Here is a 22,135-nt window from a genome sequence, read left to right as displayed (position 1 = left end):
CAAAAAGCTGCGGTCAGGATGCATGCGCAACGGAATCACGCTTTAAATATGGACTTTCAACACGTGTGGTTTCCAGGTGTTGCTCACCGTTAATAATATGCAGGGCGCTCAGGCGACCAATTTCATAATGCGGCAACTGAACCGTAGAGAGCGGAGGGAGGAAGAGTTCCCCAATGCCGACCATATTGTCGTAGCCGATAACCGCGACATCCTCGGGAATGCGAAACCCTTGCGCCAGTAGCGTCTGATAGACCATCAACGCGATGCGGTCGTTGCCGCAGATCACGGCGTCGAACCGTGGGACACCATTCTGGATGCGCGCCAGCAACACTGAGGGAATGTCACGATAGTGCTCATCGCCGGGCGCCATATAGTTGTGCTCCAGGCTATCCGGGTCGATTCCCGCTTCAAGGCATGCGCGTTCCAGCCCCTGACGGCGTCGGGTTGTGGCCAGGTGGCCCGCAGGCAAATGCAGGCAGAGTGGTTGTTGATAGCCCTCCGCAAGCAACGCGCGCACGGCGGTGTACTGCCCCAGTTCGTCATCTGGAATATAGCTGGCTACCCGTTCACCGTCACTTTCGCAGTTGGCTAACACACAGGGCAGGGTGAGCAACTTAGCCGGGATAGGAACCTGACGTAGCCCCATGGTGGTGTAAATAATCCCGTCAGGCCGATGAGACAGGAGAAGGTCGACAATGGCGTCCGGATTATCATCGCTAAACATATTCATCACGAAGCTGTTCCAGCCGTGCATCCTGGCGGTCTCTTCAATGGACAGCGTAATCTCCACCGAGAAAGGTGTCGTCACCGTATCAAGGGCCAGCACGCCGATGGTTTTAGGTGAGGCATGTGCACCACGTATCTTCTTGGCGGACAGATCGGGCACATAGTTGGTCTGCTCGATGGCCCGATGTACGCGCGCCAGCGTTTCCGGTTTTAGGCGCTCTGGGCTGTTAAGCGCACGTGATACGGTCATCAGAGACACGTTCGCCAGCTTTGCGACGTCCTTCAGGGAAGCCATTTTCTTACTCCGTCAATGATCTGTAAGAGAGAATATACAACTAAGTAACTGATGTAAAAGGAAAGCCTGTTCAGGGGTAGTGTCGTGCAGCGATCACAGATGAATATTTGATCGCGATCGCACTCCTTCAATGTTAACGTTAACTTTCGTGATTAACATCATAAATCTTAGTCAAACAGCATGAGAATAAAATTATGTTAACGTTACCATCGCGTCATTACTCCAACATGAGAATGTCATGATGAAAACGCATCACTCTCACAGCTACCCTTTATTAAGCACATTACTGTTTTTCTTTTTTGTGACCTGGTCGTCTTCCGGCTCGTTGCTTTCTATCTGGCTCCACCAGGAAGTGGGCTTAAAGGCAGGGGATACCGGCATTATCTATGCCGTGCTTTCAGTCTCTGCGCTGTTTGCTCAAATCTGCTATGGATTCATTCAGGACAAGCTCGGTCTGCGAAAAAACCTGCTCTGGTTTTTGACCAGTCTGCTCATTCTTTCGGGTCCGGCGTTTTTGCTGTTTGGTTATCTGCTGCAGATTAACGTTTTACTCGGCAGTATTTTCGGCGGGGTTTTTATCGGTTTGACGTTTAACGGCGGGATAGGGGTACTGGAATCCTATACTGAGCGCGTGGCACGCCAAAGCCAGTTTGAATTCGGCAAAGCGAGGATGTGGGGATCGCTTGGCTGGGCAGTGGCGACCTTTTTTGCGGGACTCTTGTTTAACATCGATCCGAAGCTGAATTTCGCTGTCGCGAGCTGCGCAGGACTGGTGTTTTTTATTTTGCTGGCGCGTCTCAGGGTCTCTTCGGCACCGCACGCCATGCAGGAAGCGGTCTCCGGCGGCAAGGTCACGCTGGAAGACGCGCTGCGCCTGCTGACGCTGCCACGCTTCTGGGCGCTGGTGTTTTTCGTAATCGGGACCTGCATTTACGGCGTTTACGACCAGCAGTTTCCGGTCTATTTCTCCTCCCAGTTCCCGACGTTGCAGGAAGGGAACGCCATGTACGGCTACCTCAACTCCTTCCAGGTTTTCCTTGAAGCGGCGGGGATGTTCTGCGCCCCCTGGCTGGTGAATCGCCTCGGCGCGAAGAATGGCCTGATTTTCGCGGGAATGGTGATGGCGATGCGTATGGTGGCATCGGGTTTGGTTGAGGGGCCGGTATTGATCTCCATAACCAAACTATTGCACGCAGTAGAACTGCCTGTTTTGCTGGTCTCAATCTTTAAATACAACAGTTTACATTTTGATAAGCGGCTCTCTTCCACCCTTTATCTGGTGGGCTTCGCCTGTACAAGCTCGGTAATTGCCTCAGTCCTGTCGCCGCTGGCAGGTTACAGCTATGAGAAATACGGTTTTGCCCAGTCTTATCTGATTATGGGGCTGTTAGTGTTCAGCACCACGTTTATCTCCATCTTCCTTTTGCGCTCGGGTAAGTCCTCTTCTGACCCGCTCATGCCGCAACCTTCCACTATCTGATCGAAAGAGTAGAGAAATGACGTATTCCATTACGAAAGCAGAGCAGGAACTTCAGTCCAGACGCGAGGGGCTTAACCTGCGCTGGTATCCGCGTTACCACCTCGCTGCACGCGCTGGCTGGATGAACGACCCTAATGGCCTGGTCTGGTTTGATGGCTGGTATCACGCCTTTTATCAACATCATCCGTATTCGACCCAGTGGGGCCCGATGCACTGGGGCCATGCGCGCAGCAAGGATTTAGTTCACTGGGAACATCTCCCGGTTGCACTAGCGCCAGAAGGACCAGAAGACAAGGATGGCTGTTTTTCCGGATCGGCAGTGGTGGATGGCGATACGCTTGCGCTGATTTACACCGGACATAAATTCCACGGCGATCCTGATGATGAGGCAAATCTCTACCAGGTGCAGTGTCTGGCGACCAGCCGTGATGGTATTCATTTTAGCCGGGAAGGCATGGTTGTTGACACGCCGCCTGGCCTGCATCACTTCCGTGACCCGAAAGTGTGGCGTGAAGGGGAGAGCTGGTACATGGTCGTCGGTGCGCGGGACGGCGAAACGGGTCAGGTGCGCGTGTATCGCTCTGAAGATCTGCACGCGTGGCAGGATATGGGCGTGCTTGCGGTGGCAGAAAAAGAGATGGGGTATATGTGGGAATGCCCTGACTTTTTCACTCTCAATGGCAAGCGCGTACTGATGTTTTCACCTCAGGGAGTGGTGGCTGAAGGATACAAAAATCGTAATCTATTTCAGAGTGGCTATCTGTTGGGCGAGTGGCAGCCTGGTCAGCCTTTTGTGCGAGAAGGTGAGTTTGTGGAGATGGATCGCGGACATGATTTCTATGCGCCACAAAGTTTCCTGACCCCTGATGGCCGCCGTATCGTTATCGGCTGGCTGGACATGTGGGAATCCCCACTGCCGGAGCAGGAAGATGGATGGGCTGGCATGCTCTCTTTACCGCGTGAACTGACGCTGAGTGCGGATAACCGCCTGCAAATGCGACCGGCCAGAGAGGTCGAAGGCCTCCGGGGAGAGTGGTTCCCCTGGCCAGTAAGTACTCTTAAAAACCAGCAGATTACTCTGGTGGAACACTGCGACGCGATGGAGGTCATGCTGAAGTGGGATTGCGCCAACAGCGGTGCAGAGCAATACGGCATTCGTTTTGGAGATGGCTTACGCGTCTATGTTGATGCGCAGATGCAGCGCCTGGTGCTGGAGCGTTATTATCCGCAGTATGGCCTGTGCGGTACCCGAAGCGTCGCGCTGAACCTGAACGACACGCTAAGCCTGCGCCTGTTCGTTGACAGCTCGTCAGTGGAAGTGTTTGTCAATGAAGGGGAGGCGTGCCTGAGCAGCCGCATTTATCCTGATGAAGGGGTGCGCGAACTGGCAATGTTTGCCTGGACGGGAACCGCATCGCTTATTGATGCCGGGGCGTGGCAGCTAGAGTAATACGTTAAGGCCTGCAAATTAAAAAGGCGACAGGTGTCGCCTCTGTTTTCTATTTAATCTTTGTTGCGTAGCCTTCAAACTTTCCTTCTTTACTCACCGCTAATTTGCCTTTAGCAGGATAGTAAATGAAGGTGTATAGCCCTTGTGAATAAACTTTTGCCTGAGGCTCATTTTCATCCAGCGCGCCCAATACGCCATCGACATCCAGGATCTCGCCTTTAATTGTGATCTTCATTCCTTCCCATTTAAAGGCGTGTACCGCTTTGGCCGCCTGAGCATGTTGTTTCACGTCTTTTTTAGCCCAGATACCCGTACCCGCTGCGGCATCACGCGCGTTCGACCATGCTGCATTTTGTGCGGCTTCATTATAAGCATTCTGGCGATTTTGCTCAGCCAGGTAGCTGGTATCTTTGCTAATGCCCTGGCGTTCACATTCGGCCATGCGCTGAGCAGGTGAAGTACACGCAGAAAGCAGGATGGCAGCGCCAGCTATTAATACCGCTAAGAGTGACTTTATCATTACGATAATACCTTTGATGAAAAATATTCTATAGAAGAAAGTTTAATAGCCGCAAATATAATAAGCCTAATACATAATACCTAACCATGCGCCAACGATAATAAGCATCAGGTACACTATTACAGAGATAACAGAGACTGTAATTAAAATTGTGTAATTGCCTGATTTTGATATGTTCACTCCAACAACGGAGACAGGCAATTATGGACGAAAAGAAACTCAAAGCCCTTGCGGCTGAACTGGCTAAAGGCCTTAAAACCGAAGCCGATCTTAATGCTTTTTCCCGCATGTTGACGAAGCTTACCGTCGAAACGGCGCTTAATGCAGAGCTGACTGACCACCTCGGGCATGAGAAAAATGCGCCCAAAACAGGCTCAAACACCCGCAATGGCTACTCGTCAAAAACGGTGTTGTGCGATGACGGCGAGATAGAGCTGAACACGCCGCGTGACCGTGAAAACACCTTCGAACCGCAGCTGATTAAGCAGCACCAGACGCGCATTACGCAGATGGACAGCCAGATTTTATCCCTCTACGCCAAAGGCATGACTACCCGCGAAATCGTCGCCACCTTCAAAGAGATGTACGACGCCGATGTGTCGCCCACGCTGATATCTAAAGTGACCGACGCTGTAAAAGAGCAGGTCACGGAGTGGCAAAACCGGCAGTTGGATGCGCTGTATCCCATTGTTTAGATGGACTGCATTGTCGTCAAAGTCCGTCAGAATGGCAGCGTAATCAACAATGCCGTCTTCCTCGCACTGGGCATTAACACCGAAGGCCAGAAAGAATTACTGGGCATGTGGCTGGCCGAAAATGAAGGTGCAAAGTTCTGGCTGAGTGTGCTGACAGAGCTGAAAAATCGCGGTCTTCAGGACATCCTGATTGCCTGCGTGGACGGTCTGAAAGGCTTCCCGGATGCAATAAACAGCGTCTACCCACAGACCCATATCCAGCTGTGCATCATCCATATGGTGCGTAACAGCCTGAAATACGTGTCGTGGAAGGACTACAAAGCCGTCACCAGCGGCCTGAAGACGGTTTATCAGGCCCCGACCGAAGAGGCGGCGCTGATGGCGCTGGATGCGTTCGCGGAAGTCTGGGACGATAAATATCCGCAAATCAGCAAAAGCTGGCGTGCGCACTGGGAAAACCTCAATACGCTCTTCAGTTATCCGCCGGATATCCGCAAGGCCATCTACACAACAAACGCAATCGAATCCCTGAACAGCGTGATCCGTGCCGCGATTAAGAAACGCAAGGTGTTCCCGACGGATGACTCAGTACGAAAAGTTATTTATCTGGCGATCAAGGATGCGTCAAAAAAATGGAGTATGCCGATCCAGAACTGGCGGCTGGCAATGAGTCGTTTTATTATCGAGTTCGGTGACCGCCTGAGCGATCACCTTTAACACAGTGGCAGTTACACAGAATTACTGACAGGCTCCCTCCGCAACATTCATTCTTTTTCGCACTTATGCAATTTAATTACGCCATTGTTTGCATAAGATTGTACAAAATCAGGATCATTCACCCAATAATATTTGGATTTCTTTCTATCGTAAAATCCATTCCATCGCAATTCGCCATTTCGATTAACGATGTTTAATTCTGCCAGAGGCGTAGTTGAACTTACATTCTTCCAATCAAAATTCATTCCACCTCGGCCAAGATCAGCTACACTGTCGTAGAAAATATCAACTTTCTCTTTAGATATTTCGTTAGAATGAACATTGACAACAATCTGATTGTCATTAACAACAAGTGGATTGGTGTTTTTGTCAATAGTAATAGAAAAACCATCATCATCACAACTAGTACTCCACACTCCAAAGTTTGAGTCTGCATGGGTTGCTATTGAAATTAACAATAATGTAAAAGGCCAAGTTTTCATTATTCTGACTCCGCTGTTTTTGTAATATAACCAATGTCAAGGTGAAGATCTGTTTGTCCCTTAACTTCTTCATCCAGATAATAATTGTATAAAGAAAGTGCTTCAGACTTTGTTTTCGCTGGCTGACCATACCTTCCAGGCGGAAGACTTGCCCATTCATAACTTAAAATATCTAATGCACCATCGATGTCGCCGGACATGATTTTATCTAATGAATGTTTTCTTTTATATTTGAAAATTAGAACACAAAATTCATCCTGAGACTTTGGAGTGAAATCCGCAATACCGGCAATTGCACGGTGAGAGATCATTTTGGGGTCATTCCAGGTATACCCCATTACCTGATATGCACCAGCTGCTGATGAGGTTAAATTGTCCCTTGTAATCGAAATTTGCGGATGATTGCTAAAGTCTTTATGGTAGTCCTTAATAAAGGACTGTCCACCAAATAAAGTTTCATAGCCGGTTTCTCCAACAGTGCCTTCTCCGACTCGGAGCATACGCATGAATGCCCTTACCCTTGCCTCTTCAAGGGATAATGAAGAAACACTTACTGCGTCAAGAAACACTATTGGGTGCATATGCCACAGAGCTTCATCGCTATGGATCTCTGGTACATCCTTCATCCACACCAGTTTATTGATGAAGTCACGGTTGAATAGTGCCAGATCAGGATATTTCTTCGCCTGTTCATCAAGCGCTGCCTGCCAAAGAGCTGATGTACCGTCTTTAAGCCATTCGCTGTGATGCTTCACCACCAGGCGTTGCACCTGATACTGGATATGTGGCTGACGGTTGTGCAGAAACCGCCACAGCTCACCATCATCAATTACACCATCCTGGTTTGAATCCATCTGCTTTAGCAACTTCTGATACTTTTCGGTGTAGCTGGAGGAATACATATCCCGTGTTTCGCCCCTGGCTAATTCTTCAAGTCGTCCGAACGCTTGTCGTAGCCAGCTTTCTTTTGGGGTCTGGAAAATGCTTTGTGGGGCGTCCTCCTGTTCCAGAGGTATAAATCCCCGTTTTTCAAGGTCAAATTGATTTGCCCTCTCCACATCTTCCGCCGCCATCCATGCCAGCTCGCCGGGAATGTAATACCAGTTTTTTCCGTCGGCCTCCAGTCGGCGGCATAGAGTTTCGGGAGTGTAACGCTCTGCTGTTGTTGGCGAAGGGTCACCGCCGACACCAGCCACGACAAAGGAATTATCTCTGTCACGATGCTGCCAGCGCATTTTATCCGCCAGAGTGTGCAGTTCTCCGACTCCTTTTGTTACGCCAGCCTTATTTGTCAGAAAATCCTTCATTCGTGCATCCTGGCTGAATACTTCCAGATGACAGAAATACTGAGAATTGCCATACGGTTGTTCGTTCAGGCTAAGGTGACCTATAACATCCCCGGCCTTAATCGGAAGTGCATCTTCCGCGGATACCGTTACGACCTGATTGAATACGCCATGTTTACGTGCTTCCTGCATCCACGCTGGTAATGTAATGTCTTGCCTCTTAACAAACTTATCCAACCCAGAAATCCAGCCAGACTCTCCGACAGATAATCCGGTTTTAGCTCCTTCGGGGACTGACACAACAGTAATGAAAATAAATGGAGCCGGTTTGCCGTTAAGAATAAAAGTCGCCTCTTGTTCAATCTCTACGACTGAACCGCGCGGTAATGTAGTATGCGTGTTTTGTGGAGCTTCATAGTGACGCAATGCATCGCGGGGAACGTTTATCCCCTGGGACATTCCGTTACGCATCCAGCCCGAAAATGTGTTGTCCTGACGGATTTTCAATGCGCTGGCGGTCACAGTGGCTGTCGGTGTGTCCGTAACCCCATACTCAGAAAGCGGAGCTATCTGCATCCACAGAGTGTAGAAATCCAGCGCGTTATTGGTTTTGTCCTTATCAGGGGTGCAGGTTGACTTGATGAGAACAAAGGTGGTGCTGAATTTCAGCATCTTCTTTTTGAACGGTGCTGTCTGGTAATCATCATTTAATCGCCAGGCGACCACCTGACCATCAGCCATGCATTTCAGACCGTGGCTGTCGGGTTTAAATACAGCATTAGCCGCAAAACTGTCATAAATATGGATTCCACCATGCCAGTGTTCGGCCTTCTTCATCAACCAGTGAGTATCTCCCTCACTGCCCTGTAAGGCCTCCATGAACTCTGTTGCTGAACGATAGCCATCAACAGGCAATACCATTTTCATCCTTCTATCCCTAGGTTTATGATGGCTATTTGCTCATATTACACCGCTTAAGACATAACCCAAACTTTCAAAAGTGGACAAATTTGTTACTGAATAAAGCTGAAGTAAAAAGAAATATCCCCGGCTCTATTGATGATCTGTCAGGTATAATGGTTTGTACCCTAATTATTTCGCGGGGTGTGTAGCGAATATCGTAAGGGCGACACATCCAGCGACGCCTTCACCACGCTGCACCACAGAGCGCCACCACAGGGAAAAATTGCCACAACAGTGCATTTTGCTGTTCGTTTTCCGCTCTATTTAACATAATGGTTAATTATAAGTACTTGACTGGAATAGTCAGGAAGAGAGTTTGCTAAAAAAAGCAGGGCTGAGGTCTCTATTCATAACGCTGATAATAACCAAATCCGTGAATAAAAAAAGATATTCTTCTCTCCGGTATCGGGTAAGAACATGCCGAAGATCGGCAAAGTTTTAGCAGATGTTAGTGATCAGCTTGGTATTCCGTACCTTGATGATTATGGGCAGCGGCGATTAGTGCATAGTTTCCGGCATACCATGATTTCAACATGTTTAGCTGGTTGGGTTGGTAACCTGGCGCACTTGCAACAAGTGGTAGGACATGAGAAAAGCGGCTCAGGAATCACTAGGCGCTACCTGCATACGTTCCCCTTGTCCTCAGTTTCTTATGTGATTGACGGCTTGTGTTGGTAATCTTAACGGCTCCGCGCGTTGTCTTACCACCAACGAGCTTTATGCTTCTATTGTCTAAAATTGGGGAAAGGGTAAGTGGAAAAGGCTGGAGACTTCCAGCCCTTAGCGGTCATCTCACCTTTTTGAAGATGAGCAGGATCAGAGGTACGCAGACAGCGAAACCAACAATAGAGGCTAACGCTGAATCAGAGTGATTTTGCGATAGCTCCTTAACAAACCAGGTGCATTGAGAAGATGTAAACTCTCCACCCTGGCTCATTGTCTCTGAAAAGTTGAGTGCGAAGACCAGATCGAAATACAGCACGATAACGTAATACGTTATGCAGATAAGCGCGATACTCGCCCATCTGATCCAGAACTTCTTATTCATAGTCGTATGTGCTCCCCAATGAGCCGCCTACTGTACCACCTGAGTATGGAGATGCTGAGCCAGCAACGGCAGCAGAATCAGCCGCTGCTTGTTGGATTTTTGCACTTCCTCCCAACGGTTGAGGGTTTTTGTTCTCAATATTGGGATACTGCTGCTTGAACGTGCTTGTCATCTCGACAACGAGCATTGAGGAATAATCTGCACTCTTTAATTCAAGAAAACTTTGTAGTGATACCGGGATAGTGAAATCTTCTTCTATGTCGATTGGTAGCTGTGTAGTCGTGGAGGTGTAACCGTGGTCGAATACCTTTGAACCAGCAAACTTGATCCCCTCGACTGAGTGGGTGGTACAATTATTCCCTGTTACGTCATACTTATCAATCGTGCGGCCTCTTCGTATTGTGCCATCTTGCATCTTTGGTGTTTGTATCGGTGATACACCGTTATTCCATAATTTTTCGAAGAACTTACGGATTAATTCAGGTTCGGCATCATCAATCCGAAATGCACGAGCACCCATTTCATAAAGTTCGTAACGGTAATACTTCCGTGCATCTTCATCTTGGAAGAAATCTAAAATCCCATCCCCGGTTAGCGTACTTCTGTCTGTGCGTCCATAGCGTCCATAGGTGTACAGGTAGATGTTATTATTCTCATGCACCGAAACGAAAGCATGACCTGCACTTGTTGTTTCAGTCCAGATGTAAACACCGTTCAATAGCGGGTTATCTTCTGGTTTGCAGGTGTCAGCAAAGGTATCAGTTTTAGGGGCGGCAATTGGTCCCGGAAGTTCAGGCATCTCGACGAGGTGAGACAAATCCATATGCGTTACTGTTGGCTCTCCACCAAGCTCGTAATCATCATACCAGTTTGAAGGAACGAACTTCGACTTGCAGGGGCAGGAGCTAAAGCTGTGTAGCGTTCCGGCAATCCTTTTACCATGTATGTCGTCTTCAAGCCCGCCGCAAACAGTCTTATCACCTCTAAACAAAAAGTAACCTCTGACTCCCATCAGTGTTTACTCCCCGGCATTGTCAGAAATCCGTTCGGGAGCGTGTCACCTTCACGGAACACGAATTTGTTACTTGACTGTGGGGTTCGCTCGCTGGTGTACTGTTTCATAAGTCCCTTTGCTTGCTATGGAAATAATCAAGGAGGTTATTTTACAAACAATGACTACTGGAGCAACAAGTATTAGACTTAAGCGAAACTTCGTTTCGTAACAATAGGTAAGAGGCTGCAACCGATAGCTTATGAGTTGAATCGCCACGGGTTTAACAGACACCTCAGAGCCATTTAATGGACTGACCCCACGATAGTAGACATTTCCTGCCCTCGCGACGAGGCCTGTTCTAAGTCCTCCGGACTGACGCCGCCGAAATGACTGTGGCGATTCAATCATCAAAATGTCAGCCTTAGCACGCATGCCTGAATGCAGTCGTTCCAACCTACTTGACCGCATCCACACGCATGGATTCGACAGCGCTATCAGGTACTTCCTCAACAAACAGCGACAATGAAAACTGAAAACATGAGAGCTGGGTTAATCCCGGATTTTTTTATGTACTTTGTTGAAGTCAAAAAGATTGTCAAATTTTTCTTTAAGAGCGATTGCTGAATCAATTACCCGCTCCATTTTTCTGGTCTTCACCATCTCCTGAAGTTTAACCCCTCCGAAGACGACGCCGCCAACCACACTCAGCGCTGTTACAGCATTCGAAACGATAGAGATAACGTTATCCCATGCTTATAAATCCATCATGATCTCTTTTTTTACGCGGTAGTTGACGACTAAAGAGCATTCTACATGGCACACATTGGGTCACTCAAACTGTCACACATAGCCCAAAAGGGCCGCTTTTGCCGTTTACAAGACTTCCCGCTGGCATTACTATCCTGATCAGGGATTAATGAGGAGCATTAATCGCAAGCTTTTGATTTTGTAGTAAATGACTCGGGGTGCCCTTCTTTGTGAAGGCTGAGAAATACCCGTATTACCTGATCTGGATAATGCCAGCGTAGGGAAGTCAGATGCCTCACCGGTCATCGCTTCTTCACGCAAGGCAGGAGCGAACCCATGCAGCCTGACCTGCTCGATTTACACGTTTTACATCATTTCCGTACCCGTTCTCCGCTTACCCATTGCATGACCAACGATGTCGTACAGACCTTCACGGCTAACGTGTTGCTGGCGCTTGGCGCATCCCCTGCGATGGTGATTGAGGCCGAAGAAGCTGAACAGTTTGCCGGGATTGCCGATGCCCTGCTGATAAACGTCGGCACGTTGACCTCGCCACGCGCCCAGTCGATGCGTCGGGCGATTGAAAGCGCGGTGGCGGCAGGAAAGCCCTGGACGCTGGACCCGGTGGCCGTGGGCGCGCTGACGTTCCGCACCCGCTTTTGCCACCAAATTCTTGCCCTTAAACCGGCCGCCATTCGCGGCAATGCCTCCGAAATCCTTGCCCTTGCCGGAATGAGCGCCGGTGGGCGCGGCGTTGATACCACCGATACCGCGGTCAGCGCGGTGCCAGCTGCACAGGCGCTGGCCCGTCAGACTAATACCATTGTGGCGGTGACGGGGGAAATAGATTACATCACTGACGGACAGCGCACCCGAACGGTTGCGGGCGGCGACCCGCTGATGACCCGCGTGGTGGGTACGGGCTGTGCGCTCTCCGCCGTCGTCGCGGCCTGCTGTTCGCTGCCGGGCGACAGGCTGGATAACGTTGCCGCCGCCTGCGGATGGATGAAGCGTGCCGGAACGGTTGCCGTTGCGCACGCTCGCGGGCCAGGCAGTTTTGCCAGCGGGTTCCTTGATGCGCTCTATACGCTGGAGGAGCAGGCATGAAACGGATTAACGCCCTGACCATTGCCGGTACCGACCCCAGCGGCGGCGCGGGTATCCAGGCTGACCTGAAAACCTTCTCGGCCCTCGGCGCGTACGGCTGTTCAGTGATTACCGCGCTGGTGGCGCAAAATACGCGCGGCGTGCAGTCGGTTTACCGAATCGAACCGGATTTTGTTGCCGCGCAGCTTGATTCGGTGTTCAGCGACGTGCGCATTGATACCACCAAAATCGGCATGCTGGCCGAAACGGACATTGTTGAAGCGGTGGCAGAACGACTGAAGCGTTATCAGGTGCAAAACGTGGTGCTGGACACCGTGATGCTGGCAAAAAGTGGCGATCCGCTGCTTTCCGCTTCCGCGGTTGAGACGTTGCGCCGGAAATTGCTGCCGCAGGTGGCGCTCATTACCCCTAATCTGCCGGAGGCCGCCGCGCTGTTAGGCACATCGCATGCGCAAACTGAACGTGAAATGAAAGCGCAGGGAAACGCGCTGCTGGCGATGGGGGCTGGCGCAGTGCTGATGAAAGGTGGGCACCTGGATGATGCTGAAAGCCCTGACTGGCTCTTTACCCGCGAGGGGGAAGTGCGTTTTACCGCCCCGCGCGTACAGACCAAAAATACCCACGGCACTGGCTGTACGCTCTCTGCCGCGCTGGCGGCGCTGCGTCCACGGCATGACAATTGGGCAGATACGGTACGCGAAGCGAAGACCTGGCTCTCGGCGGCGCTGGCAAAAGCCGATACTCTGGAAGTCGGTCACGGTATTGGGCCGGTTCATCATTTTCATGCATGGTGGTAAGCCAGTATACTGGCAGGAAACACCACGTCTGAGAAAACAGAGATGGAACAAGCGCATACCCGATTAATCGCTCAACTGAATGAACGGATCGCCGCGGCCGATAACACACCGCTGTACCTGAAATTTGCCGAAACGGTAAAAAACGCGGTGCGCAGCGGGGTGCTGGAGCACGGGAATATTCTGCCCGGCGAACGCGATCTCAGCCAGTTAACCGGCGTGTCGCGCATCACCGTGCGCAAAGCGATGCAGGCGCTGGAAGCCGAGGGCGTTGTAACGCGTGCCCGGGGTTACGGAACGCAAATCCACAACATCTTCGAATATTCGCTGAAAGAGGCGCGCGGTTTTTCTCAGCAGGTGGTGCTGCGCGGTAAAACGCCCAACACGCTGTGGGTCAATAAACGGGTGGTAAAATGCCCGGAAGAGGTGGCCAGCCAGCTGTCGCTTGAGCCTGAAAGCGAGGTGTTCATGCTGAAACGCATTCGCTATGTTGACGACGACGCGGTGTCGATTGAAGAGTCCTGGGTGCCGGTCGGGTTAATTCCCGATCCGGATGCGATTGGTATTTCGCTGTACGATTACTTCCGCAGTCAGAATATTTTCCCGCAGCGTACCCGTTCACGGGTGAGCGCCCGTATGCCGGACAGCGAGTTTCAGGCGCACATCAAGATGGACGAAAAAATACCGGTGCTGGTGATCAAGCAGGTTGCGCTTGACCAGCAACACCGGCCGATTGAGTACAGCATCAGCTACTGTCGTAGCGATCTATACGTCTTTGTGTGCGAGGAGTAGTTCCTCGCGAGTGGGGGCGCAATCACCGCCGCGGTGGCTGACCACCCAGGATGCCACGGCATTCCCCAACAGAATGGCATCTGCCAGTGACCATCCTGCCGCCAGCCCGGCGAGCGTACCGCCCGCATGGCTGTCGCCTGCGCCAATGGTATCCACGACCGTGGCCGGAAACGCCGGAACAACGCCTGAAGCGTCACCGTCATACCAGGCCGCGCCGTCTTTATCATGACGGACAATCAGCGCGGCGCCGAAACGCCGCTGCCATGCCACGCCGAGGTTTTCAGGCTTTACCCCCAGTCTTTCTGCCGCAATTTCTGCCTCCTGACGATTAAGCGACACGATCGGCCTGCAGGCCATAATCCGCGCCATAAGGGGGTCTGGAATATCCCCGATGCGCGGGCCGAAATCGATCAAGGCCGTCACCTCCTGTAACCCTTCCAGCCAGCTCGTCAGCAGCTCACCGCACGGTGAGGCCAGCTGATATCCGGACAAATAAACCAGGCTGTGTGATGGTACAGACAGCGTATCAAGCCAGCCCGGCTGCCACTGGTTCTCCACCCCGCTAAACGACATAAAGGTGCGCTCGCCGTCAGGCTCTACCAGCGCCAGGCACCAGCCGTTGTCGCCGGTTTCGGCCTCCACGGCGCTGTGCAGATCCTGTTTTGCCATCGCGTTGCGGATAATATCCGCCCACACGCCGTGGCCGACGGGAAGGGCGTTTTGTGCCGCAATGCCGAGTCGTTTCAGGGCGATGGCAATGTTCAGCGCGCAGCCGCCGATATTCACACCCTGCTGTTTAAGCTCGATATCGCACCCGCGCCAGGGCAGGGCGTAGGCGTCGGCGATGACGTCAATCACCGCCGCGCCCAGCACCGTCACCGGGCGTGTGGCATGCAAGGTTTCGAGACGTCGGGCAAACGAGTTCATACGCCCTCCCTTTGCTCCCGGTAGTGCAGCAGTTTTTCGCAATAGTGGCCGAAATCGAGCTGGTTGACGGCGTCGAGCTCGGCCTTAAGCGCCGGATCAATCGCCTGCACGCCATGCAACGCCCCGCAGATGGCCGTTGCCATCGCGCCAATGGTGTCGGTGTCGCCGCCCAGGTTGGCGCACAGGACCGCGCAGCGGTTCGGGTCGGTTCCCGCCAGTTCCACCATCGCAATGGCCGCCGGAACGGATTCAATGGTGCTGGTTCCCGCGCCCGTGAGCTGATAAATCTGCTCGCTGGCGGAGTCGATGCCGTTAGCTTCCCGCACTGTCTTAAGCGCCAGCTCAATACGCGCTGCCAGCGATGCACTGAAGGTGGTCGTTTTCGCCTCCTGCGCATAGCGGGCGATACCCGGCAGGGCATCGACGATGTTCTGCCAGCGTTCCCCGTCGATGGCGCGGGAAACCGCCCAGGCAATCACCACCGCACCGGCGATGGCAAGATCCGATTTATGGGTCGGGCTGGAGGCCAGTGCCACCTGCTCCACAAAATGTTCCAGACGCGTGGCCGGGAGCAGGCAGCCCAGCGGGGAGGCTCGCATCGCTGCCCCGTTGGTCACGCCGTTGTTTTCCAGTTCACTGACCGGTTTCCCGTCACGGATCGCGTTTAGCGCGATTTTCGATGTCGGGCCGAGTACGTTCTTATTAAACGCGTCGAAATCGAGCGCCCAGTTCAGGATATGTTTGCCGATAACATCCGCATCAATGTGTCCGTCGCATTCGATAATCGCATCCGCCAGACACAGCGCCATCGAGGTATCATCGGTGAACTCGGCCTGCCTGAAATAACAGGCTGCATTATTCTCTGCCGGGCCGGGTAAAAAGCGGTCGATCCAGCCGAAGTGCGCCTTAACGCGCTTTCTCGGCCACAGCTCTGACGGCATGCCCATCGCATCGCCTAATGCCTGCCCGTAAAGGGCACCGAGAATACGGTTTTGCTTCATTTAACTTCCCCTTGTGTCAGCGCGGCATCGCCATCAACCACCTCAATTGCAGTGATCTCTTTGTCCGATTCGCGGAAAAACAGCATAAACAGCACGGCGATCACGGCAATCATGATCCCACCAAATGTCCACATTCCGGCCCAGTTGAAGGTCAGCCCATTCACCGGCTCTTTGTAGGCGAACATTTTTTCCATCATCACGCCGCCCAGGCGGTAACCCAGCAGGCTACCAAAACCCTGACAGCACAGCGTAATCAGGCCTTGCGCGGCGGTGCGCATATGCGCCGGCGCTTTTTTATCCACGTAGATATACGCGGTGACGTAGTAGAAGTCGTAGCTCACGCCATGCAGCAGAATACCGAGGAACAGCAGGGCATAGGTGAAGTACTGTTCCGCGCCGCCGTAAACGAAGAATCCATAGCGAATGGCGGCCGTAATCAGACCCAGCAGTAAGACCTTCTTAATACCAAAGCGTTTGGTGAAGAACGGCAGGGCCAGCATAAAGAAGATTTCGGAGAACTGACCGAGCGTCATCCAGCCGGTGGCGTTTTTCATTCCCACTTCGGTGAGATAGCCGTTGGCGAAGATGTAATAGAAGGCCAGCGGCATGGCGAATAAAAATGAGCAGAAGAAGAACACCAGAAAGTTTTTATCACGCAGCAGGATAAGGGCATCCAGCCCCAGCATGACTTTGAAATCCAGCTTGCCGGTACTCTTCGGCGGCGTGTCTGGCAGGAACAGGGCAAAGACACCGAGCAGGGCGGAGCTGGCTGCCGTCATCAGCAGCGGAATATTGGTATCCGAGATGTCGCTATAGCCCAGCATTTGCGGCAGGAACCCGCACGCCAGCCCGGAGGCGATCCAGCCGATCGTTCCCATCACGCGGATGCGCGGGAAATCGGCTTCGACATCGCCCACGTTGGCAAAGGCGATACTGTTGGTCAGTGCGATGGTGGGCATATAGGTCAGGGAGTAAGCCAGCAGCAGCGGGAAGAAGGTGCTGAACTGGGTTTGCTGCGCGGCGAAGTACATCAGAATGGCACCGGCAAACATCAGTACCGCCAGCACTTTCTGGGCGGCGAAGAAGCGGTCCGTCAGCGAGCCGACCAGAATAGGCGAGAGAATAGCGGCAATGGCGGTACAGGCATAAGACCAGCCGATTTCCCCGGCGGTAAACCCGCTTTTACTCAGCCACAGCCACAATGGCACAAACCAGGCGCCCCAGATAAACCATTCAACGAACATCATGAATGACAGTTGGACTTTCGTTTTCATTTTTTAATCCTGCATGTCAGTGAGGGTACGCCTTTAACATACCACTCAATAATACCTTTTAAATACCTTTGTGGCGATTGTTTGATCAATGTAACAGTTTTGTTGTACACGAATCGAGCCAGCAGATTGTGCTGAAAAAAAATGCAAAGGGTGGAAAATCGGTTAAGTCGGTACCAGGCTTAGTCTGCCCATAAAAAATGGGACGGGATAAACACACACCGACACGATGTCGGATTTACGGGAGTATCACATGACTGATATTGCGCAGTTGCTTGGCAAAGACGCCGACAGCCTTTTACAGCATCGTTGTATGACCATTCCAGCCGACCAGCTTTACCTGCCTGGTCATGACTATGTTGACCGGGTGATGGTGGATAACAACCGTCCGCCAGCGGTTCTGCGAAATATGCAAACGCTCTATAACACCGGACGACTGGGTGGCACCGGCTATCTCTCTATTCTGCCGGTAGACCAGGGCGTTGAACACTCGGCGGGTGCCTCCTTTGCCGCGAATCCGCTCTATTTCGATCCGAAGAACATCGTTGAACTGGCGATAGAAGCGGGCTGTAACTGTGTGGCGTCCACCTACGGCGTGCTGGCCTCCGTCTCGCGTCGCTATGCCCACCGCATTCCGTTCCTCGTGAAGTTGAACCACAACGAAACCCTCAGCTACCCAACCGAATATGACCAGACCCTCTACGCCAGCGTCGAGCAGGCGTTCAATATGGGGGCGGTGGCCGTTGGCGCGACGATTTACTTTGGCTCTGAACAGTCCCGCCGTCAGATTGAAGAGATCTCTGCGGCGTTTGAGCGTGCGCACGAGCTGGGTATGGTCACCGTGCTGTGGGCGTACCTGCGTAACTCAGCGTTCAAAAAAGACGGGGTAGATTACCACGTCTCCGCTGACCTGACCGGGCAGGCGAACCATCTGGCCGCGACCATCGGCGCGGATATTGTGAAGCAGAAAATGGCCGAGAATAACGGTGGCTATAAAGCGGTCAACTTCGGCTATACCGACGATCGCGTCTACAGCAAGCTGACCAGCGAAAACCCAATCGACCTCGTGCGCTACCAGCTGGCGAACTGCTATATGGGCCGCGCGGGGCTGATCAACTCCGGCGGGGCTGCAGGGGGCGACACTGACCTGTCAGATGCGGTGCGTACAGCGGTTATTAACAAACGCGCGGGCGGCATGGGGCTGATCCTGGGCCGTAAGGCGTTTAAGAAATCGATGGCCGACGGCGTGAAGCTGATCAATGCGGTTCAGGACGTCTATCTGGACAGCAAAGTAACGATTGCCTGACCTGAGGACGAAACGTAGGCCGGGTAAGGCGTAGCCGCCACCCGGCAATACAATCAGCGCAAAAGCACACAGTCCGGCGGCAATCTGCACTGCAGCGCGCCGGGCAATACTTCAATGCGGAACTGCGTCCCGCTCAGCGGTTCGCCGTCGAGATTAAAGGTCATCCCGTGCGGGGCATTCACCTCAAACCATGCCGATTTCCCGGCAATAATATTCGGGCTCTCTTCGGGCTGCGTCAGCGTGGTAAACAGCGCGGGCAGCAGGCCGTCACCTGTGAAAATACGTAGCTGGAGCTGACCGTCATTGATCAGCGCCTCCGGGCAGAGCTGCTGTCCGCCGCCTGCCTGACGGCCATTGCCAATCCCAATCACCAGCGCATCTCCCTGCCAGTGAAAATCCTCGCCATGAATTTCGCAGCGGTCTGGCTTAAGGGTATCCATGCGCATCAGACCGTGGATCAGATAAGACACGCCGCCCAGCGCCGCCTTCAGCTTTTCCGGCGTTTCGCTGGTGATGCGCGTGCCAAATCCGCCCGTCGCCATATTAATAAAGCAGGTTTTGTCATTCACCTGGGCAATATCTACCGCGGTGGCTTTGCCAAGGATGGCCAGCTGGAGTGCTTTCTCTAAATCTTCCGGGATCCCGGCGCTGGTGGCGAAATCATTGGCGGTGCCGAGCGGTAAGATGCCCATCACCGGGCGGTCAGCCGGGGGAAGGTCGATAAGCGCAGAGGCGATCTCATTGATGGTGCCGTCGCCGCCGCCGGAAATAATAGTGCTGACGCCTAACGTTAAGCCTTCATGGATATAGCGTGCCGCGTCGCCCTTTTCCCAGGTTACCCGCACGTGGATACGTGCGCCATCGTCACGCAACCCCTGAATTGCCTGACGCAACAGATCGTTGCCTGCACTTTTGCCATTGAGAATCAATAAACTGTCTGGATAGGTTGCCATCCGCGCTGCTCCCTTTTTTAGCGTTAGTAAGAGTGTATAGCAGAGCGGCAAAAAGCGGGTAAGAACAGGATGAAAGGCAAAAAATAAGCCCGCGTAAGGGAGATTACGCAGGCTAAGGAGGTGGTTCCTGGTACAGCTAGCATTTATGGGTTATGTTTTTCAGCGGGGGGATAATACCCGTATTGAACGAAGCGGTATGTGATCCGATTCTAAGAATTATCCCACCGTGAAAAAATTCCCCTGATTAACTATTTACCGTGTGGGTTTCGGGTGCTTTCACCGTTGAAATTACGCATCAGCAGCGCGAATTTCAGCTCCACCTCTTCCGGAACCGGCAGCCAGACGGTATGACCGTCACCCGGGGCAACCTCAATCGCTTCGCCTTTACCGTTTTCCAGATGCTCCAGCGTGAAGTTCATATTGCCCTGCGGGGTCATCAGCTCCAGGCTGTCGCCTTTGGTGAACTTGTTTTTTACCGCGACGGCGGCCAGCGCGCCTTTGCGCTCACCGGTGAAATCACCGACAAACTGCTGACGCTCGGAAACAGAGTAGCCGTGCTCGTAGTTCTGGTAGTCATCGTGAGTGTGACGACGCAGGAAGCCCTCGGTATAGCCGCGGTGCGCCAGGCCTTCCAGAGTTTCCAGCAGGCTGGTATCGAACGGTTTACCGGCTGCCGCATCGTCGATGGCCTTGCGGTAGACCTGCGCGGTACGCGCGCAGTAGTAGTAGGATTTGGTGCGGCCTTCGATCTTGAGGGAGTGCACACCCATCTGGGTCAGGCGTTCAACGTGTGCGATAGCGCGCAGATCTTTCGAGTTCATGATGTAGGTGCCGTGTTCGTCTTCAAAGGCGGTCATGTACTCGCCCGGACGTTTGGCTTCTTCAATCATAAACACGCTGTCGGTCGGTGCGCCGATGCCCAGCGTCGGCTCAACGTTGGTCACCGGGATCGGCTCATGTTTGTGGACAATGTTGCCGATGTCGTCCTCTTTGCCTTCCTGGACGTTGTATTCCCAGCGGCAGGCGTTGGTGCAGGTACCCTGGTTCGGGTCGCGCTTGTTGATATAGCCGGAAAGCAGGCAGCGGCCGGAGTAGGCCATGCACAGCGCGCCGTGAACGAAGATTTCGATCTCCATATCCGGCACCTGAGTGCGGATCTCTTCGATCTCTTCAAGGGACAATTCGCGAGACAGGATAACGCGGGTCAGCCCCATCTGCTTCCAGAACTTCACCGTCGCCCAGTTGACGGCGTTAGCCTGTACCGAGAGGTGAATATCCATCTCCGGGAAGTTCTCCCGAACCAGCATGATTAAACCCGGGTCCGACATGATCAGCGCGTCCGGCCCCATATCCACCACCGGCTTCAGGTCACGGATGAACGTCTTCAGCTTGGCGTTGTGCGGCGCGATGTTGACCACCACGTAGAATTTTTTGCCCAGGGCATGCGCTTCGTTGATACCGAGCTGCAGGTTCTCGTGGTTGAATTCGTTGTTACGCACGCGCAGCGAGTAGCGAGGCTGGCCCGCGTAAACGGCGTCGGCACCATAGGCGAAAGCGTAACGCATATTTTGCAGCGTTCCCGCCGGGGAAAGGAGTTCCGGTTTAAACATGTTTGTTCTCGTTCTGATGACAGGTCAGATCCGCATGCACCAGGTGCAGCGGTAAGGGGAGATCCCCCACTTTAAGGGCGGGCATTGTAGCGCTGCGGGGCAGGGAGGTAAACCTTTTGGAAGCGTTTTAACCAAGTAACTTAGTAGAAGACCTTGTTAGGATTTAAGTTTATAAAAAACTAAATCTTTTAAATAATGCTCCGATAATAGTTCATGATTACATTATAGGATGATGATAAATGCATAGTACAGATTATTGTAAATTTCTAATGAAGGCAGCAAAAGAAACTTTAAATGAGATATTTTCTATTAATAATGAATGTGATTTTGAAATACGGCCAGAGTACCTTGTAACTGTTCTCTTGGGCAGTAACATGAATAAGTATCTAAAGAAAAGCCTATATTTTGAAGAGCAGGTAATAGATTTGGCTAAATTTAACTTTAGATTTAATTTGATGAGGGACTTTGCAAATAGAGCAAGCTTATTAAAATTGCGCTCTAGTCTTGCAAAGTTGTTTTCCAGGAGAAATGGAAATGTAGATATTGCTTTTTATGATAAAGGGTTGGGTGGCGAATTTCTGGGTGAGAATTCAAAAGGTAGTGTATATTCAATTATCGAAGTTAAAAAGAATGGTAACAATAAGAAGGAGATAGATAAGGATATTATACGCCTCATAGATTTTATGATATATTCTTTAAATGATGAAAGTAAGCATTTATCATATGCATCTTTAGTGTTTTTTCCAGATGAAAAAGATATTCGTGATTATCGTTCGCTTTGCAATAAATTACTTTCTGCGCATAATAAAAAAATTTGCGTTAAAGTTGATGATGGAGTGGAGAGCTTTAAGGATGCTGAACATGAAGATTATGATGGTTCGGAAGCGAGAGTGTTTATTAAAAAAATAATTGTAATTACTTTTTATAAATGCGATGTGTAAGATATATGTTTAAGTGTTTTTTTTGAAGTT

General features: G+C 51.8%; 18 protein-coding genes, 2 pseudogenes and 1 riboswitch. Of the genes and pseudogenes, 9 read left to right on the top strand and 11 right to left on the bottom strand.

Annotated features, from left to right (window positions below; translation table 11 throughout):
- Positions 1 to 13: 13 nt before the first annotated feature.
- Positions 14 to 1,021: a LacI family DNA-binding transcriptional regulator gene (locus ABFI50_RS01830; RefSeq protein ID WP_176260742.1), complete on the bottom strand. Its 1,008-nt coding sequence runs from the start codon at positions 1,019 to 1,021 to the stop codon at positions 14 to 16.
- 238 nt (positions 1,022 to 1,259) lie between these two features.
- On the opposite strand from ABFI50_RS01830, the gene ABFI50_RS01825 reads away from it, so the two are divergent.
- Positions 1,260 to 2,501 carry an MFS transporter gene (locus tag ABFI50_RS01825; protein ID WP_347485214.1) on the top strand — a complete coding sequence of 414 codons (1,242 nt, stop codon included), beginning with the start codon at positions 1,260 to 1,262 and terminating at the stop codon, positions 2,499 to 2,501.
- 16 nt (positions 2,502 to 2,517) lie between these two features.
- A complete protein-coding gene (locus ABFI50_RS01820) occupies positions 2,518 to 3,951 on the top strand; it encodes a glycoside hydrolase family 32 protein (RefSeq protein ID WP_347485213.1) in 1,434 nt (477 codons plus the stop codon).
- 49 nt (positions 3,952 to 4,000) lie between these two features.
- On the opposite strand, the gene ABFI50_RS01815 is transcribed toward ABFI50_RS01820, so the two are convergent.
- Positions 4,001 to 4,471 carry a hypothetical protein gene (locus tag ABFI50_RS01815; protein WP_347485212.1) on the bottom strand — a complete coding sequence of 157 codons (471 nt, stop codon included), beginning with the start codon at positions 4,469 to 4,471 and terminating at the stop codon, positions 4,001 to 4,003.
- Positions 4,472 to 4,674: 203 nt separating this feature from the next.
- Between ABFI50_RS01815 and ABFI50_RS01810 the strand changes: the two are divergent.
- Positions 4,675 to 5,883: pseudogene (locus ABFI50_RS01810) on the top strand (IS256 family transposase).
- 47 nt (positions 5,884 to 5,930) lie between these two features.
- On the opposite strand, the gene ABFI50_RS01805 reads toward ABFI50_RS01810, so the two are convergent.
- Together ABFI50_RS01805 and ABFI50_RS01800 are read right to left on the bottom strand one after the other, a co-directional pair.
- Positions 5,931 to 6,365: a hypothetical protein gene (locus ABFI50_RS01805; protein ID WP_347485211.1), complete on the bottom strand. Its 435-nt coding sequence runs from the start codon at positions 6,363 to 6,365 to the stop codon at positions 5,931 to 5,933.
- A complete protein-coding gene (locus ABFI50_RS01800; RefSeq protein ID WP_347485210.1) occupies positions 6,365 to 8,578 on the bottom strand; it encodes a glycoside hydrolase family 104 protein in 2,214 nt (737 codons plus the stop codon). The genes ABFI50_RS01805 and ABFI50_RS01800 overlap by 1 nt, the downstream gene beginning before the upstream one ends.
- Before the next feature lie 408 nt (positions 8,579 to 8,986).
- On the opposite strand from ABFI50_RS01800, the pseudogene ABFI50_RS01795 reads away from it, so the two are divergent.
- A pseudogene (locus tag ABFI50_RS01795) lies at positions 8,987 to 9,292 on the top strand (integrase); the annotation flags it as partial.
- Between the two features lie 109 nt (positions 9,293 to 9,401).
- Here the strand turns inward: ABFI50_RS01795 and ABFI50_RS01790 are convergent.
- Both ABFI50_RS01790 and ABFI50_RS01785 read right to left on the bottom strand, forming a co-directional pair.
- Positions 9,402 to 9,662: a hypothetical protein gene (locus ABFI50_RS01790; RefSeq protein WP_048997549.1), complete on the bottom strand. Its 261-nt coding sequence runs from the start codon at positions 9,660 to 9,662 to the stop codon at positions 9,402 to 9,404.
- On the bottom strand, positions 9,655 to 10,674 hold the full coding sequence (locus ABFI50_RS01785; RefSeq protein WP_347485209.1) for a PAAR domain-containing protein: 1,020 nt from the start codon (positions 10,672 to 10,674) through the stop codon (positions 9,655 to 9,657). Before ABFI50_RS01785 ends, ABFI50_RS01790 begins: the two co-directional genes overlap by 8 nt.
- Positions 10,675 to 11,607: 933 nt before the next feature.
- A riboswitch (TPP riboswitch) is annotated at positions 11,608 to 11,704 on the top strand.
- Between the two features lie 35 nt (positions 11,705 to 11,739).
- Here ABFI50_RS01785 and thiM point away from each other — a divergent pair.
- Genes thiM through ABFI50_RS01770 form a run of 3 tightly spaced genes read left to right on the top strand, consistent with a single transcriptional unit; the run spans position 11,740 to position 14,096 of the window.
- On the top strand, positions 11,740 to 12,510 hold the full coding sequence (gene thiM, locus ABFI50_RS01780; protein ID WP_347485208.1) for a hydroxyethylthiazole kinase: 771 nt from the start codon (positions 11,740 to 11,742) through the stop codon (positions 12,508 to 12,510).
- A complete protein-coding gene (gene thiD, locus ABFI50_RS01775) occupies positions 12,507 to 13,307 on the top strand; it encodes a bifunctional hydroxymethylpyrimidine kinase/phosphomethylpyrimidine kinase (protein WP_200924350.1) in 801 nt (266 codons plus the stop codon). The genes thiM and thiD overlap by 4 nt, the downstream gene beginning before the upstream one ends.
- Positions 13,308 to 13,349: 42 nt before the next feature.
- Positions 13,350 to 14,096, top strand: a complete 747-nt coding sequence (locus ABFI50_RS01770; RefSeq protein WP_023330895.1) for a GntR family transcriptional regulator — start codon at positions 13,350 to 13,352, stop codon at positions 14,094 to 14,096.
- Here the strand turns inward: ABFI50_RS01770 and ABFI50_RS01765 are convergent.
- The 3 genes from ABFI50_RS01765 to ABFI50_RS01755 are packed head-to-tail and all read right to left on the bottom strand — an operon-like array spanning position 14,070 to position 17,298.
- On the bottom strand, positions 14,070 to 15,023 hold the full coding sequence (locus ABFI50_RS01765) for a PfkB family carbohydrate kinase (RefSeq protein WP_347485205.1): 954 nt from the start codon (positions 15,021 to 15,023) through the stop codon (positions 14,070 to 14,072). The two genes, ABFI50_RS01770 and ABFI50_RS01765, sit on opposite strands and share 27 nt — an antisense overlap.
- Positions 15,020 to 16,024 (bottom strand): ADP-ribosylglycohydrolase family protein, encoded by a 1,005-nt coding sequence (locus ABFI50_RS01760; RefSeq protein WP_032636046.1) that lies wholly within the window; start codon positions 16,022 to 16,024, stop codon positions 15,020 to 15,022. Before ABFI50_RS01760 ends, ABFI50_RS01765 begins: the two co-directional genes overlap by 4 nt.
- Positions 16,021 to 17,298, bottom strand: coding sequence for a nucleoside permease (locus ABFI50_RS01755; protein ID WP_014884524.1), 1,278 nt, complete (start codon positions 17,296 to 17,298; stop codon positions 16,021 to 16,023). Before ABFI50_RS01755 ends, ABFI50_RS01760 begins: the two co-directional genes overlap by 4 nt.
- 250 nt (positions 17,299 to 17,548) lie before the next feature.
- Between ABFI50_RS01755 and fbaB the strand changes: the two genes are divergently transcribed.
- Positions 17,549 to 18,601 (top strand): class I fructose-bisphosphate aldolase, encoded by a 1,053-nt coding sequence (fbaB, locus tag ABFI50_RS01750; protein ID WP_014170857.1) that lies wholly within the window; start codon positions 17,549 to 17,551, stop codon positions 18,599 to 18,601.
- Positions 18,602 to 18,654: 53 nt separating this feature from the next.
- On the opposite strand, the gene yegS is transcribed toward fbaB, so the two are convergent.
- Together yegS and yegQ are read right to left on the bottom strand one after the other, a co-directional pair.
- The gene (gene yegS / locus ABFI50_RS01745) at positions 18,655 to 19,554 is read right to left on the bottom strand and encodes a lipid kinase YegS (RefSeq protein WP_023330892.1); all 900 of its coding nucleotides are present in this window, start codon (positions 19,552 to 19,554) and stop codon (positions 18,655 to 18,657) included.
- 248 nt (positions 19,555 to 19,802) lie between these two features.
- Positions 19,803 to 21,164 carry a tRNA 5-hydroxyuridine modification protein YegQ gene (gene yegQ, locus ABFI50_RS01740; protein ID WP_008500866.1) on the bottom strand — a complete coding sequence of 454 codons (1,362 nt, stop codon included), beginning with the start codon at positions 21,162 to 21,164 and terminating at the stop codon, positions 19,803 to 19,805.
- Positions 21,165 to 21,403: 239 nt separating this feature from the next.
- Here yegQ and ABFI50_RS01735 point away from each other — a divergent pair, with 239 nt between their 5' ends.
- Entirely contained in the window at positions 21,404 to 22,105 is a 702-nt protein-coding gene (locus ABFI50_RS01735) for a hypothetical protein (RefSeq protein ID WP_282374539.1), read from the top strand.
- The last annotated feature ends 30 nt before the right edge of the window (positions 22,106 to 22,135 follow it).

Origin of the sequence: Enterobacter sp. HNDS-6 (assembly GCF_039850505.1) — a bacterium.
In the GTDB taxonomy this organism is placed as follows: domain Bacteria; phylum Pseudomonadota; class Gammaproteobacteria; order Enterobacterales; family Enterobacteriaceae; genus Enterobacter; species Enterobacter kobei.
This window is presented reverse-complemented; position numbering and strand designations above follow the sequence as displayed.